This is a genomic window from Campylobacter sp. US42a (genome assembly GCF_004379055.1).
In the GTDB taxonomy this organism is placed as follows: domain Bacteria; phylum Campylobacterota; class Campylobacteria; order Campylobacterales; family Campylobacteraceae; genus Campylobacter_D; species Campylobacter_D jejuni.
Window position 1 is genome coordinate 106620 of the sequence record NZ_RYYK01000003.1, and the last position, 15156, is coordinate 121775.

Consider the following 15156-nt stretch of genomic DNA (forward strand, 5'->3'; position numbering starts at 1 on the left):
GAGTTTAAAGATAAAATCACTCTTTTTTTAAAAAATGTACCATTTGTCCTAAAGCTATAGAGCTATCATTGCAAGGGTATTTTAAAGGTACAAAAAAATCAAAATTTTTAGCTTTTAAAATTTCAAGTAAGGTTTTGTTTTGAAAAACTCCTCCGCTTAAAAGCACTTTTAAATCATAATCTTTACTAAAATCTATGATAAAATTTGCCAAGGCATTAAACATACCTGTAATTGCCTTAGTTTTTTCATCTTGTAAAGCCCCTAGGATTAAATTTTTAAAATTAACCTGCCCTTTTTCTACAAAAAGCTTGTAAGAAAAATCAAGATTTTTATCATAAAAAGCCTCACACATTAAGCCAACTTGAGCTTCATAAGAACTTTTTTCTAAGTTAAAAACAATACTTCCAAAAGCATCGATAATGCGTCCTAAAGAGCTTGTTTGTAAGTTAGAATGTGAATAAATTTTTTTAAGATTTTCAAGTTTAATTTTTGGAATTTTTGCTAAAAACTCCTGAGCCTTATCTTCTAAATCATAATGAAAAATAAGACTTAGGGCTAAATTTTGTATATTTTTAATATCACTATTTATAAGAGTGAAATTTTCAAAATGTGCAATTCTTTCATATTCTTTTAAATTTCCTATAAAAACTTCTCCACCCCAAATTTTACCATCTTCTCCATAGCCTGTTCCATCACAAATAAAAGCTAAAGCCTTTTCATCTTTTGCAAAATTTTCTTCATATTCAAAATAAGCCGCACAAAAATGCGCATAATGATGAGAAATTTTAATCCTTTCTTTAAATTCTTTTGCATAGCTAAAATGCGGGTGTTTATCGCACAAAATCGCATCAAATTTTAAATCATAATTTTGTTTAAAAAATTCTAAAAGTTTAAAAAATCTCTCATGCACATCTAAGCTTTTCAAATCCCCTATATAAGGAGAAATTAAAAGTTTATTTTCATAAAAAATCACAAATTCATTTTTAAGCTCCGCACCCAAAGCTAAAAAAGTGCCTTTTTTATCAAATTTTCTTTCCAAATAAAAAGGATTTAAACCCCTTGAAGTACGCAAAAACATAGTTTTACCATTTACCACTTGAGCTATGCTATCATCACTTGCATTGACAATTTCCCTATCATAATCTAGATAAAAATCAAAAACTTTATCAAGTTTTTGACACAAATTAAACTCATCCTTAATGATACTTTCTCCGCTTAAATTTGCACTTGTTGCTACAAGACTTCCTTTAAAATACTCAAAAAGCAAAAGGTGTAAAGGTGTATAAGCTAGCATAATGCCGATTTTATCAACATCAGGTGCGATTAAAGAAAATGCTTTTTTTGCCTTTAAAATCACAATAGGAGCTAAAACCCCACCAAGCAAAGCTTCTTCTTTTTCATCTATAAAGGCAAGTTCTTTAGCGCCTTGTAAATCTTTACACATCAAAGCAAAGGGTTTTTTGGGGCGATTTTTTCTAAGTCTTAGAGTTTTTAAAGCTTCTTCATTAAAAGCATCGCACATGAGATGAAAACCGCCCATGCCTTTTATGGCTAAAATTTTACCTTCCTTTAAAAACTTCGCACTTTGCATAAAAGCTTCTTGATCTTTGGCTAAAATTTCACCCTTTGGATTTTTAAGAAAAACATTGATTTTACACTTAGGGCAACTAATGGGCTGGGCATGAAAACGCCTATTTTTAGGATCTTCGTATTCACTTTTGCAAAACTCACACATCAATAATTCTTGCATGGAAGTATTAAATCTATCATAAGGAAGACTTTTTATAATACTAAAGCGTGGCCCACAATACGTACAAGTGATAAAAGGATATAAAAAGCGTGGATTTTTTTCATCAAAAAATTCTTTTTTACACTCCTTACAAAGCGCAAAATCACTTAACATAGGCGTGCTTTTTGTGTTCTTTAAAGAAGGAGTAATGCTAAAATTCTCATAGTTTGAAATAGAAATTTGCGTCATTATAAGCTTATCTATTCTTGCTAAAGGTGGGAGATGATTTTTTAAATTTTCTATGAAATTTTCACATTCTTTTTGAGTGCAAGCAAGGATGATTTCTACCCCAAAACCATCATTTCTTACCTCTCCAAAAAGCTTTGATTTTAAAGCTAGTTCATAAACTAAGGGACGAAAACCCACCCCTTGAACTAGACCTGAGATTTTAATCTTATACCCTAAGTGGCACATCGCTTAATTGACAATTTTTAAGATGTTTTAAAGTATTTTTAAGCAAAGATTTATGTTCAAACAAAGATCCGCTTATAAGTGCTAAATCACTTTGCTTTTTCTCTCTTAATTCATCATAGGTATCACGCAAGAAATAAGCCAAACTCTCAACCGCTCCATAAGCGATATTAGCACTATCCACACCTGCTAACATAAAACTCATAGTAGATCTTAAAGTTCTTGTATAATCAAAACTTTTATCTTCTTTCAAACGATAATCAATCTTTACTCCGCGAGGCATTTTTGATTCATCAGCGATTTTTAAAAGCTCATTAGCACTCTCTTGTAAATTTTTACCCAAATTTAGCACTCTTCCTACCAAGCCAAGCAAGGAATAAAAATTATTTTGAAGCTCAAAATTTTCATCTAAAAGAGGAAATTCCTTGCTAAAATTTTCTAAAAGCCTTGCACCAATTTCATCTTTTTTAATCTCATCATAAAGCTCTTTGCTGTGCTTTGGTAAGCAAAGTTTAAGCAAATTAAGCTCTTTATTGATAAGTAAAATATCTTCATAATCCTTACTAAGCTCTAAAATAAAAGCTTTTTCTTTATAACGGCTTACAAGATAAGAAATTCTTGCCATATTTTTATCTTTTTTAGAAAAAATAAGCTCTCTTGCCTTAGCATTGATAAATTCAAAGCCTTCCAAAACCACCACTTGCTCATCTAAAGCACTGATATAAAAATCTTTTTGATATTCTTCTATCTTTTTTACGCTTAAAAATTTATATTCATTTTCAAAAAGTTTTAAACCTAAAGCAAAGCAAAACAAATCCCTAGCAAGTCTGATTTTAAAATCATTAAAATCAAGATTGTGATTTTTTCTAAACATAGCATTAAGCCTTAGCTTCATCAAAGGTTTTTCGAAACTTGCAAGAAGTTTTAAATTTTCATTTGAACAAACAAAAACTGAATTTATAGCTTTAATATCACAAGGAAGTAAAAAATCTCCTATAAATTTGTTCTTAAACAAAGAAAATTCATAAATACCATTTTTATCTTTTAAATAAATCTTTTTTTCTTGACTTAACAAATCAAAAGCAAGATTTAAAAAAATATTGAAATTTTCTTCATTGATTTTTTCAAATTCTGATAAATTGCTTGAAAATTCACACTCACAAAACACGCCCCATTCGTTTTTGTTTAAAAGTTTTTTTTCTTGATAAGCATTAGAATTTAAATGCGTAATATAAGAAAATTTCGAAAATTCTTTATCTTCTGGTATACAAGGGTTAAAACCCTGCCCTGCTTTTACATCAAATTTTTTCAAAAAAACACTATGACTCATGAAATTCAAAGAATCACAAAAAGTCTTTAAATTTTCTTCATCTGCATCAATAGAAAAATGATAAATATTTTCTTCTTTGCTAAGGATATAATTGTAATTTTTCGCATAAAAACGCAATAAATATTCAAAAATATCATTATCTGCATTATAAATAAAATCAAAATCCAAAGTCATATTATGCCTTTTTTGAAAAATAAACTATAAATATAACATTTTTAACTTAAAAATTCTTTCTCTCTTTGCCTAAAATCACTCATAAAATGCTCTATAAAAGTATAAAATTCTTTGCTGTGATTGGGGAATTTTAAGTGGCTGATTTCATGCAAAATCACATATTCGATAGCTCTTAAATTCTTTTGAATGAGTTTTAAATTTAAATTAATATAAGCTTTATTATGATTGCATGAACCCCAACGCGTTTTCATATTTTTAATGCTTAAATGCGTGTAAAATAAGCCTGTTTTTTTACTCCATTTTTTAAGATAAAAAGTAAAAATCTTTTTAGCATTTTGTCTTAAAAATAAATCTAATTTTGCTTTATTTTGACAAAGAATTTTATCTTTATCAAAATAAGTTTTTTTGGCATTTTCATCAAAAATAATTTTATATTTTTTAGCTAAAAAGATTAATTCATCATCTTTTAAGGCTTTTTTTTCAAATCTTTTTTTTGCTTCATTCATCCAAGAACTTGATTTATCTAAAAACTCATAAACGCTTTTAAAGGTGCAAAAATAAGGAATGCTAAGAACAAATTCACCCCTTTCATTAAGCCTTAATCTTAAAGTTTTTATGCGTTTTTTAGAATAAAAATAGCACTCATCTTTATAAATAAATGATTTTAAACTAGAGCTTTGCCTTGCCATTTTTTGCTTTTCCATCTGTATGAATTTACCATTCCACGCAAAAACTCATCTGCGCAAAACCCTATCCAAACCCCTAAAATTCCAAGATTAAAATGAAAACAAAGCACATAACCCACAGGCAAAGATACCCCCATCATAAAAACAAGTCCGCTAAAAAATGGAAACTTAGCATCGCCACTTGCACGCAAGGAATTAACCATAACTATATTAAAAGTTCGTGAAATTTCAAGAAAGATTGAAAGAGCAAATAAAGGTATCATTAAATTTTTTAACTCTTCTTTAAGCCCTAAAATTTGCATAGTAAAATCTTGACAAAGATAATTCAAAAGCGCTACTAAAGCACTTGCCACCACACTAAAATACAAAGCACGCCAAGCATGTTTATAAGCGATATTTTCATATCTAGCGCCGACTAATTTACCTACTATAATTTCATTAGCTATGCTTGTAGCTTGTCCTATAAGCATGATAAGCATTGAAATTTGAAAATAAATCGTTTGCACACTCAAACTCGCCTCGCCTAAGCTTGCTACAAAAGCAAAGGCTATAGTGTATTGGACTATCCACAAAAGATTTTCCCCTGCTGAAAATCCACCTATATTTAAAACCTTTTTTAATACCTCTTTTTCAAGTTTTATCATTTCTTTGATTTTAAGATGAATTTTAAGTTTATAAAAAAGTATCACAAGTAAAGCCACTATAGCAACAATACGAGCAAAAATATTGCTAAGCCCTACTCCAAAAAATTCTGATTTTGTATAATGCAAAACATAATAATTTCCACAAATCACCACTATATCCATCAAAAAGCCTATAAGCATGACCCAATAAGCCATATTATAAACCCTTACAATAGCCGCTAAAACAATTCCTATGGCATCAAAAAACAAACAAATTGCAAGCATATGTAAGTAAATTTCGCTATCTTTGAGCAATTCTTGTGGGATTTTTAAAAGATAAAGCAAATACTCCCCGTGCCATAAAATAAGCACACCGCATACAAAGCCTAAAAGTGCATTTAAGAACAAACTTTGATGAATCACTTTTCTTGCTAAAACATGATCTTTTGCACCAATTGCTTGTGCGATCACCACACTACAACCCACACTTAAAAATGAAAAAATAGTGATAAAAAGATCTAAAATTTGATTTCCAGCACCCATAGCACCGACAAGAAAATTAGAATAATGCGACACCATAGCGGTATTGATAATCACGGTTAAATACTTAGAAAGCAAATCCCAAAATATAGGAAAACTAAGTCTTGTTAAAGAGAGTTGTTTTTTTGCCATGATTAATGCCTTAAAAGATAAAAGGCAAATTTTAACAAATTTTTCTTAAAATAAAACCGCTAAAAATAGCGGTTTTATTATCCAAAAGCACCGCTTAAGTAAGCCTTGGTTTTTTCTTGTTTTGGATTTTCAAAAAATTCTTTACTTTCACCAAATTCTATAAGCTCACCTAGGTGAAAAAATGCAGTATAATCAGCCACGCGTTTGCCTTGTTGCATGTTGTGCGTTACCATAATCATGGAAAGATTATGACTTAATTCTTTTAAAAGCTCTTCTATAACACCTGAGCTAATAGGATCAAGTGCGGAAGTTGGCTCATCTAAAAGCAAGAGCTTAGGTTTTATTGCTAAAGCTCTTGCAATACAAAGGCGTTGTTGTTGTCCGCCTGAAAGAGCTAGGGCATTTTGCTTTAATTTATCTTTAACCTCTTCAAAAAGCCCTACTTTTTGCAAACAATCCACCACCAAAGCTTCTTCTTCATCTTTGTTTTTAATCATACCGTGAAGTTTTGGTGCATAAGAAATGTTTTCATAAATGCTTTTTACAAAAACATTAGGTTGTTGAAAAACCATGCCTACATTTTTACGCAAGGCTACTACATCTTGATTTTTAACATCTTTTCCTTCAATTTCCACTAAACCATCGATTTTTGCGATTTTATCATTCATTCTGTTAAAACAACGCAAAAAAGTGGATTTACCACATCCAGAAGCACCGATGAGTGCGGTAATTTTGTTTTGTTCTATTTGCATATTGATATCAAATAAAGCTTGTTTTTTTCCATAAAATAAATTTAAATTTGTTGTTTTTGCTATCACTTTAATTTTCCTTGAAAATATTTTCTTAATAATATCGCACTAAGATTTAACACGACTAAAAGTCCTAAAAGCACAATAATACCCGCTGCTGTTCTTTCTAAAAATGCACGCTCTGGCATAGCCGACCATGAGTAAATTTGAGCAGGTAAAACGCTAGTTGGATCAAAAATAGAACTAGCTACATCAGGGATAAAGGCTATCATACCGATAATCATCAAAGGTGCAGTCTCTCCTATAGCTTGCGCTAAAGTCAAAATAGAACCTGTTAAAATCATAGGCATAGCCAAAGGCAACATAATGCCTTTTACCATTTGAACCTTTGTCATGCCTAAGGCATAAGCGGCATTTTTCATGTTAATGTCCACACTTTTTAAAGCTGCTTTGGTTGAAACAATGATAATAGGCAAACTCATAATCGCCAAAGTAAGCCCACCCACTAAAGCACTTGAGCGAGGCATTCCAAAAAGATTGATAAACACTCCAAGTCCTAAAAGTCCAAACAAGATACTTGGAATACTTGCAAGGTTGTTAATGCACACTTCTATAAAATGTGTAAGGATATTTTGTGGCGCAAATTCCTCTAAGTAAATTGCCGCTGCAACGCCTATAGGAACACTCGCAACCATACAAACAAGCATAACAAGCAAAGTCCCTACAACTGAAGATAAAATTCCTGAATTTTCAGGAGATTTTGAGTCCCCATTTAAAAAGAAATTGCTATTAAATTTAAGCTCTATCTCGCCTTTTTGCACAAGATCATCGACTAAAGTTCTTTGTTTTTCACTAAGGCGATTATATTTTTGCTTCATATATTGATCCGCTTCTGAATTTGCCAAAAGCCAAGTTTTTTCAGTGATTTGCCCTGTTCTTATCTTTCTTTGCTCAGCGCGAGATAAAAGATCATAAGCAGGAGAATTTCTATTAGCCTCTACAAAAATATAGGTTTGCTTAAAAGCAGGAAATCCAAGATAAGCCACACTTCCTAAAAAGATACAAAGAAAAATTAAATTAATATAAAGCCCCATTTTACAAAGTCTTTTAAAAGACTTTGAAGCTTTTTGTCTTTTTTTAAAAAGTTTTTTCATAAATTTTTCCTTTTGTGAAAGCGATTGATGAGATAAACGCTAAACATATTGATGATTAAAGTGATGATAAAAAGCACCAAACCTAAAGAAAAAGCACTCAAAGCCAAAGAACTATCAAAAGCTTGATCTCCACTTAAAGCTTCTACGATTTTTACCGTTACTGTTGTCATATCTTCTAAAAAATTCATCGTTAAATTTGGACGCAAAGAAGCTGCCATTACCACTATCATAGTTTCGCCTAAGGCTCTTGAAAGTCCTAAAAGACAAGCTGCAACTATACCAGGAATAGCCTCAGGTAAAATCACAGCAAAAACCACTTCTTTTTTTGTCATACCTAAAGCATAAGCGCCATTAATCCTTTTCTCGCTTACTGCTTCGATACAATCTTGAGATAAAGAAGCCACTATAGGTACTATCATGATCCCCATGATAAAACCTGCGCCTAAAGCACTTTGAAAACTTGCCTGTATCCCAAATAAAGAAAAAAACCACACTATAAAAGGCGCTACGACTATAGCCGCAAAAAATCCAAAAACAACAGTAGGAATCCCTGCAATGATTTCTAAAATAGGTTTTAAGTAATTTTTAGATTTTTTGCCAGCAAAAACACCTAAATATATAGCACACATAACCCCTAAAGGTAAAGCCGTTAGCATAGCAATCAATGAAATATAAAAAGTTCCCCAAAAAAGCGATAGCGCCCCAAAAACACCTTGTTTACTCGTGCCATCTGCATTCATAAAAGCTGCATCAGCTGCCCACTGACTTGAGAATAAAAAGGTAACAACGCTTTCTTTTTGAAAGAATTTTAAAGCTTCAATTAAAATTGTAAGCATGATAGCAAAGCTTACTATCACGCTTACAAAAGCACATAAAAAAAGTGCAAATTTGATTATTTTTTCTTTTAGCAAAGTTTTTCCTTAAAAAACTTTTCCAGCTTTTACAAGCTCATCATTTAAAATTTTTCTATCTTCTACATGTTTTTGAGAAGCTTTTAATTTATCATCACTTAAAGGAACAAGTCCTATTTTTTCAAGCTCTCCACCACTTTTTGCCAAATCATCACTCATATAAATTTTTGCAAATTCAAAGGCTTCTTTTGGATTTTTCTTAGCATTGATATAAATAAACAAACTTCTTGCAAGTTCGTATTTTTCATCTGCGATGCTTTCTTCGCTTGGCGTAACACCATCGATATTAGCAGCATTGATTTTGTCTGAATTGCTTACCAAAAAGCTATAACCAAAAATTCCAAAAGCATCTTTATCAATAGTAAGTTTTGAAACGATTAGATTGTCATTTTCGCCACTTGGGATATAAGCACCATCTTGGCGTATGGTTTTATACTCACCTTTATACTCAGGAATTTTTTTAGACACATCACTCATTACAAGCTCTTCTATAGTATCTCTTGTTCCTGAACTTGATGGTGGACCATAAACACTAATTTTACGATTTGGTAAATTTTTATTGATTTGATTCCAGTTTGTATAAGGATTTGGTATAAGTTTTCCATTTTGTGGAATTTCTTTTGCTAATGCTAAGAAAAGTTCTTTTTTTGTGATATTTAATGGAGCATTGGTTTTATTTTGAGCTAAAACTATACCATCATAGCCTATCATAATCCCTACTATGTCAGTTACTCCTGCTTTTTTGCAAGTTTCAAATTCGCTTAATTTCATAGGTCTTGAAGCATTAGAAATATCAGTAGTTCCTTCGCAAAATACCTTAAATCCACCCCCTGTTCCCAAGCTCTCTACTATAGGAGTTTTTGTATTTTTAATCGAAGCGTATTCTTCAGCTACAAAAGAAGTAAAAGGATACACAGTCGATGAACCTGCGATTTTTAAATCTGCTGCATTTAAAGCACCACAAAGTGCAAGACTTGCCACACTTAAAGATAGAATTTTTTTCATTTTTTCTCCTTAACTTTAAAAAAGTAATGGAAGTTTAAAAAAACTTGGAAACATTTTGGAAACATTTTTTATTTTGTATTTTTCTTAAATATAATTTTTAACTATCAAAAAATTTAGCTTGTTTTTAAAAAAATAATATATCATTATAAAACATTTTAAATTTTAATAAGGAGATAAGAATGCTTTCTAAAGAAGTTGTAAAATTACTCAATGAACAAATAAACAAAGAAATGTATGCAGCAAACTTATATCTTAGTATGAGTTCTTGGTGCTATGAAAACAGTCTTGATGGAGCTGGAGCCTTCTTGTTTGCACATGCAAGCGAAGAAAGCGATCATGCTAAAAAGCTTATCACTTATCTTAATGAGACAGATTCTCATGTAGAGCTTCAAGAAGTAAAACAGCCTGAACAAAATTTCAAATCTTTACTTGATGTTTTTGAAAAAACCTATGAACATGAGCAATTTATCACAAAGTCAATCAATACTTTAGTTGAACACATGCTAACACATAAAGACTATTCTACTTTTAATTTCTTACAATGGTATGTAAGCGAACAACACGAAGAAGAAGCACTTTTCCGCGGTATAGTTGACAAGATTAAGTTAATCGGAGAACATGGAAATGGACTTTATTTAGCTGATCAATACATCAAAAATATTGCATTAAGCAGAAAAAAATAATCTTTGCCCTACTATGGGCAAATCTCGCTTTGGATTGAAGGTATGACTTATTTTTCTCTAGAATTTAGTATTTTAATGATAGCTTTTTTTGCTATTTATTGGACTTTTAAAAATGATTACAAAATACAAAATATTTTAATTTTAATTTTCTCTTATATTATTTATATTTTAATCAATCCTTATTTCGCCTTGGTTTTATTTATATATACCTTTTTTATACACTATTTTGCCTTGCTAATTTTTGTGCGTCGCAAGCGTTATATTTTCGCTACTTGCATGGCTTTTATTATTTTAAATTTATGTTTTTTTAAATACTTTCCTAGTATCAAAGGAAGTGTTGATGAGATATTAAATTTTTTCGGTTTAGAATTTTTAAATATTGATTTAGTATTACCAATAGGAATTAGTTTTTATACTTTTACTTCTATCACTTATCTTGTGGAAGTTTATCAAAAACGCCGTTTAGAAAGTTTTTTAAATTTAGCAACCTTCTTATCATTTTTTCCAACACTACTTTCAGGGCCTATTATGCGAAGTTCTTTTTTCTTTGAGCAGGCCTATCAAAAACGCGAATTTAAACATGCAAATTTAATCATCATCTTGCTTGTTTTTGGTATAGTTAAAAAAGTTTTAATAGCCAATTACCTTGGAATTTATGCTAAAAGTATTTTAGACTTTCCACAATCTTATAATTTCATACAACTTTTAAGCGCAATTTACGCCTATGCGATTCAAATATACTGCGATTTTAGCGGATATGTTGATTTAGTTTGTGCTTTTGCTTTAATGTTAGGTTTTACCCTTCCGCCTAACTTTAACATGCCTTATCTTGCAAAAAACCTAAAAGATTTTTGGGCTAGATGGCATATCAGTCTTTCAACCTTTATAAGAGATTATATCTATATACCTTTAGGGGGCAATAGAAAAGGAATGCCACGCACTATAGTTAACATACTCATCGCTTTTATACTTTCAGGTATGTGGCATGGCAATACACTTGCTTTTATTGTTTGGGGTTTATTGCATGGCATTGGCATAGTTTTTATACATTTGCTAGCTTTAAGCAAATTTAGTTTACAAAAAATTCCAGCTTTAGGAAGATTTTTAACCTTTCAATTTGTATGTTTTACTTGGATTTTCTTTTACTATAGCAAAAATCTAGAAGATGCAATAGAATATTTTAAAGCTTGTTATTATAATTTCTTCCAAATTCCATCTTATAACGATATTTATATGTTGGTTGCTTTTGGGGTTCTTTTTATGGTCTATCCTTTATTTATTAATTTTAAAGAATATTGCATTAAGATTTTAAATCTTACTCCATTTTTGCTAAAACCTTTTATCATAGCTTTTATTTTACTTTTGGTTTTTGCTTTTATGCCAGATGGAATTCCTGATTTTATTTATTCGAGTTTTTAGATGAGTGTAGTTAGATTTTTCTTCATTTTGATTATAGTGCTTGGCTTGGTTGTTGTAGTTATGAATCAGAGTATTAGCTCTTATATAGAACAAAAATATCACTTTGCATTCTATCCTCATAATGATCTTTTAAAAGAAGCCAATGGCTTCAAAATTAAATTAGAACAAATTCGTGCAATTTTAAGCAACGAACCCTTGCCTCAAACCAATAAAGAAACTACAAATCAAGAAAGTAAATCAACAGATGAAAACTTAAGTAAAATAAATAAAGTTCTAAACGCTTTAGAAAATGATGAAAACACTTCTCATAAAGAAACAAATCTAACCTTAATCCAAGATGCAAATATTAGTTTTATCGACAATACCAAATTAGAGCTACAAAATGGAGATGAGTTTTTATTTATCGGAGATTCTTTAATGCAAGGTGTTGCAATAGCCTTAAATAGAGATTTAAGAAATTTAAATCTTAAGGTAACCGATCTTAGTAAACAAAATACAGGCCTTTCTTATAAATCCTATTTTGACTGGTCAAAAGCCACCAATGAAGCTTTTGTTAAAAACTCAAATATTAAATATCTTGTTGTTCTTCTTGGCGCTAATGATCCTTGGGATATTAAAAAAGGAGGAAATTACCATCGTTTTGGCTCCCCTTCTTGGATAGATATTTATACAAATCGTGTAGATGAAATCATTAAAATCGCTAAAAAACATAAAGCCAAAGTTTTTTGGTTTGAAATCCCTCCTGTAAAAAAAGAAGATTTGAACAAAAAAATACAAGTGCTCAATAAAATTTACAGCGATGAAATTCTTAAAAATAAAGAAATTTTTATCAACACTAAGCTATTTTTTAGTGTCAATGATGAATACTCAGCTTATATAAAAGATGAAAACAATAGAAGTATAAAAGTAAGAACAGATGATGGGGTTCATTTTACTCCAAGTGGCGCAAGAGAAATGTCTAAACTTTTATTAGAACACATAAAACTTAAGGAAGAAAATGCTAGTAAATAAATTTAAAATTATCTTATTGTTTTTTATTATTTTTACTAGCTCTTATGCACAAAATTTAAATACAAATGACACAATAGATTCCATACTCAATCAAAACAAAAATCACTCTGCTTTAACAAGTTATGTATCAAAAAAAGATCTTAAAAATCTAGAAAAAAAATTAGAAAAAAATCAAAACATAGGAATTAGAATTTATGGAGATTCTCATATGGCGGCTGATTTCTTTCCGCGTGTCATAAGAGGATATTTAATCCGCTCTAACTCTATAGGTTTTGCCTATCCTCTACAGCCCAAATATCAACAAAATCTTAATCTTGTTTATTCTTATAAAAACTTTGAAATTTTAAACTCAAGAAATCCTGCTAATACTGGACATAATTTTCCACTAGGTGGGATAATAGCCAAAGCAAAAATCAAAGGCGCAAAAATCAACCTTGATACAACCTTAGATAAAAAAAAATTCAAGATAGGATTTTTATTTAAAGCCAAGCAAAATACCAATGCTTTTAGCATCAAAGATGCAAAAAACCAAAGCTATGAGTTAAGAACTACACAAATTAATAAATGGTCTTATAAAGAACTAGAACTTGATCTTCCTTTGCAAATTTCAGCCTTGCAAAAGGATGCTGAGCTAGGAGGATATTTCATCACAAATAAAGATAATAATATTTTCTTAGATACCATTGCAATCAATGGTGCCAAAAGTGATTTATGGCTCTCTTGGAATCAAACAGTTGTAAAAAAAGAACTAGGACTTTTACACAATGATTTAATTATTCTTGCCTATGGTTCTAATGATGCACTCTTTAAAGGGTTTGAAAAACAAAAATTTAAAAATAATTTAAAAAAATGGATTAGTATTTTAAAAACTTACAATAAAAACGCTGTTATCATGCTAATCTCTCCACCAACTGTAGTTCAAAAACAAGGTAAAAACTACAAGCTTGCTCCTGATTTTTTTACCATACGCAAAGCATTATATGAAGTTGCTAAAGAAGAAAAAACTCTTATTTTTGATATGCATCAGTTTATGCAAGATAGTGGAGGAAAAAACAAATGGATAGAACAAAAGCTTTCGCTCAATGATGTACATCTTACTATAAAAGGCTATGAGCTGATGGCTAAAAAGTTACTCGAGGATTTAAAAAATATCATTGATTATTAAATTTAATACTTAGGAAATTCTAAGTTTTCATCATTAAAACTTAAAGCTGTGATTTGATAGTAAGAATTAATGGTTTTTAAAAGATTAAATCTAGCTCTTAAAAATTCTTGCTGGGTAGAATTTAAAGTATTGTTTGCATCCAAATAATCTTTTAATTCACTTTTTCCTAAAATATATTTTTCATAATACGCCTTAGTGATAAGCTCTTGTTTAATGTTAATATTTTGCAAATTTTGCAAAAGCAAGGTGTTACTTTGATAATCTTTATAATTTAACGCAAATTCATTCATCGCACTTTGCAAGACTTGCTCATAAGAAATTAAAAGTTGCTCATAAGTAAATTGTGAAATTTTGATATTTTGCTTTACTCTACCATAATCTAAGAAAGGTAAAGAAATCTTAACATTGCCACTTAAAATTTCAAATTTAAAACTATCATCGATTTTTTTATCACTCCCGCTTAATGCTCCACCTAAAGAAATACTAGGCAAAAAAGATTTTTGCATAGAAGAATAATCTTTAAAGGCAGATTTTAAACTATTGAGTTTAGATCTCACATCTGCACGGTAGGCTAAAGCTTTTAAAGGTATATTAAAATCAGGACTTAAGGTTTTAAAATCGTTTAAAGATAAAGTTTTAAAATACTCTATATAAATAAAACCTTCTTGCTTTGCCAATAAATCTTGTAAATTTTTTATGAGTAAATTACGATTTTGATCATTGCTTAATAAATTTTGTTTAGCTCTTAATAAGCTTTGCTCTATGTTTAAAAGATCTAATTCTTCTATTTTTCCAAACTTGTATTTATAGCTATAAAGCTCTTTCATTTGTTCTAAATTTGAAAGATAAGTTTGAAGTAATTTATCTACATCGTTAAAATAAGCCAGCTCAAAAACATCATTTAAAGCTGTATTGATCATGCTTATTTTTAAATTTTCAAGATCATAAGCACTTGCTTTTGCACTAAATTCACTCGCACTTGCACTATCTCTTAATTTTCCATAAATATCAAGCTCATAGCTTAAATTTAAAGAATGATTGAAATTTTTACTTTGTTTGCCTGAATTTAAATCTTTATCTCCACCAAAACCCAAATTTCCACTTAAAGTCGGATATAAATCATAATCAATCAAATCAGCTCTAGCTAAAGCTGAAAGCAAAGTTTTTCTAGCAATATTAATATCACTATTATTCAATAAAACAAAATTTAGAAATTCATTTAATTTTGCATTATCATAGGATTTATACCAATCATAAGTGAGATTTAAATCTTTCATTTGTTCTTGAGTTAAATCAACTTCTTTAGGCAAGCTAAGTTTTGCACCACAAGCACTCAAGAAAAATGCTAAAAAAATGCTAAGTATTATTTTCATA

13 protein-coding genes are annotated in these 15156 nt (G+C 29.9%); 4 read left to right on the forward strand and 9 right to left on the reverse strand.

Features of this window, described 5'->3' with window-relative positions; translation table 11 throughout:
* Window positions 1-16 precede the first annotated feature (16 nt).
* The 8 genes from hypF to ELQ10_RS04020 form a co-directional block, all read right to left on the reverse strand.
* Window positions 17-2203, reverse strand: coding sequence for a carbamoyltransferase HypF (gene hypF / locus ELQ10_RS03985; RefSeq protein ID WP_134250222.1), 2187 nt, complete (start codon window positions 2201-2203; stop codon window positions 17-19).
* Window positions 2184-3704: a hypothetical protein gene (locus ELQ10_RS03990; protein WP_134250223.1), complete on the reverse strand. Its 1521-nt coding sequence runs from the start codon at window positions 3702-3704 to the stop codon at window positions 2184-2186. Before ELQ10_RS03990 ends, hypF begins: the two co-directional genes overlap by 20 nt.
* Before the next feature lie 41 nt (window positions 3705-3745).
* Window positions 3746-4393: a M48 family metallopeptidase gene (locus ELQ10_RS03995; protein ID WP_134250267.1), complete on the reverse strand. Its 648-nt coding sequence runs from the start codon at window positions 4391-4393 to the stop codon at window positions 3746-3748.
* On the reverse strand, window positions 4369-5685 hold the full coding sequence (locus tag ELQ10_RS04000) for an MATE family efflux transporter (RefSeq protein ID WP_134250224.1): 1317 nt from the start codon (window positions 5683-5685) through the stop codon (window positions 4369-4371). Before ELQ10_RS04000 ends, ELQ10_RS03995 begins: the two co-directional genes overlap by 25 nt.
* Window positions 5686-5762: 77 nt before the next feature.
* Window positions 5763-6503 carry a phosphate ABC transporter ATP-binding protein PstB gene (gene pstB / locus ELQ10_RS04005; protein ID WP_002776307.1) on the reverse strand — a complete coding sequence of 247 codons (741 nt, stop codon included), beginning with the start codon at window positions 6501-6503 and terminating at the stop codon, window positions 5763-5765.
* Window positions 6500-7588, reverse strand: coding sequence for a phosphate ABC transporter permease PstA (gene pstA, locus ELQ10_RS04010; RefSeq protein WP_134250225.1), 1089 nt, complete (start codon window positions 7586-7588; stop codon window positions 6500-6502). The genes pstB and pstA overlap by 4 nt, the downstream gene beginning before the upstream one ends.
* On the reverse strand, window positions 7585-8499 hold the full coding sequence (gene pstC, locus ELQ10_RS04015; protein ID WP_002784291.1) for a phosphate ABC transporter permease subunit PstC: 915 nt from the start codon (window positions 8497-8499) through the stop codon (window positions 7585-7587). The genes pstA and pstC overlap by 4 nt, the downstream gene beginning before the upstream one ends.
* Window positions 8500-8508: 9 nt before the next feature.
* Window positions 8509-9504: a substrate-binding domain-containing protein gene (locus ELQ10_RS04020; RefSeq protein ID WP_002825033.1), complete on the reverse strand. Its 996-nt coding sequence runs from the start codon at window positions 9502-9504 to the stop codon at window positions 8509-8511.
* Window positions 9505-9683: 179 nt separating this feature from the next.
* Between ELQ10_RS04020 and ctf the strand changes: the two genes are divergently transcribed.
* Genes ctf through ELQ10_RS04040 form a run of 4 tightly spaced genes read left to right on the forward strand, consistent with a single transcriptional unit; the run spans window position 9684 to window position 13782 of the window.
* Window positions 9684-10187, forward strand: coding sequence for a non-heme ferritin (ctf, locus tag ELQ10_RS04025; RefSeq protein WP_002852256.1), 504 nt, complete (start codon window positions 9684-9686; stop codon window positions 10185-10187).
* A gap of 42 nt (window positions 10188-10229) precedes the next feature.
* Window positions 10230-11606 (forward strand): MBOAT family protein, encoded by a 1377-nt coding sequence (locus ELQ10_RS04030; protein ID WP_002876670.1) that lies wholly within the window; start codon window positions 10230-10232, stop codon window positions 11604-11606.
* Entirely contained in the window at window positions 11607-12617 is a 1011-nt protein-coding gene (locus ELQ10_RS04035) for a GDSL-type esterase/lipase family protein (RefSeq protein ID WP_134250226.1), read from the forward strand.
* Window positions 12604-13782 (forward strand): SGNH/GDSL hydrolase family protein, encoded by a 1179-nt coding sequence (locus ELQ10_RS04040; protein WP_133401628.1) that lies wholly within the window; start codon window positions 12604-12606, stop codon window positions 13780-13782. The genes ELQ10_RS04035 and ELQ10_RS04040 overlap by 14 nt, the downstream gene beginning before the upstream one ends.
* Before the next feature lie 2 nt (window positions 13783-13784).
* On the opposite strand, the gene ELQ10_RS04045 is transcribed toward ELQ10_RS04040, so the two are convergent.
* Window positions 13785-15155, reverse strand: a complete 1371-nt coding sequence (locus ELQ10_RS04045; protein WP_134250227.1) for a TolC family protein — start codon at window positions 15153-15155, stop codon at window positions 13785-13787.
* Window position 15156 lies beyond the last annotated feature (1 nt).

Bases quoted from the DNA above. Each gene is read 5' to 3' on its own strand.
- ctf (WP_002852256.1), top strand. From the start codon at position 9,684: ATGCTTTCTAAAGAAGTTGTAAAATTACTCAATGAACAAATAAACAAA.
- ELQ10_RS03990 (WP_134250223.1), bottom strand. From the start codon at position 3,704: ATGACTTTGGATTTTGATTTTATTTATAATGCAGATAATGATATTTTT.
- ELQ10_RS04045 (WP_134250227.1), bottom strand. From the start codon at position 15,155: ATGAAAATAATACTTAGCATTTTTTTAGCATTTTTCTTGAGTGCTTGT.
- ELQ10_RS04040 (WP_133401628.1), top strand. From the start codon at position 12,604: ATGCTAGTAAATAAATTTAAAATTATCTTATTGTTTTTTATTATTTTT.
- ELQ10_RS04000 (WP_134250224.1), bottom strand. From the start codon at position 5,685: ATGGCAAAAAAACAACTCTCTTTAACAAGACTTAGTTTTCCTATATTT.
- ELQ10_RS04030 (WP_002876670.1), top strand. From the start codon at position 10,230: ATGACTTATTTTTCTCTAGAATTTAGTATTTTAATGATAGCTTTTTTT.
- ELQ10_RS03995 (WP_134250267.1), bottom strand. From the start codon at position 4,393: ATGGCAAGGCAAAGCTCTAGTTTAAAATCATTTATTTATAAAGATGAG.
- pstA (WP_134250225.1), bottom strand. From the start codon at position 7,588: ATGAAAAAACTTTTTAAAAAAAGACAAAAAGCTTCAAAGTCTTTTAAA.
- ELQ10_RS04020 (WP_002825033.1), bottom strand. From the start codon at position 9,504: ATGAAAAAAATTCTATCTTTAAGTGTGGCAAGTCTTGCACTTTGTGGT.
- ELQ10_RS04035 (WP_134250226.1), top strand. From the start codon at position 11,607: ATGAGTGTAGTTAGATTTTTCTTCATTTTGATTATAGTGCTTGGCTTG.
- hypF (WP_134250222.1), bottom strand. From the start codon at position 2,203: ATGTGCCACTTAGGGTATAAGATTAAAATCTCAGGTCTAGTTCAAGGG.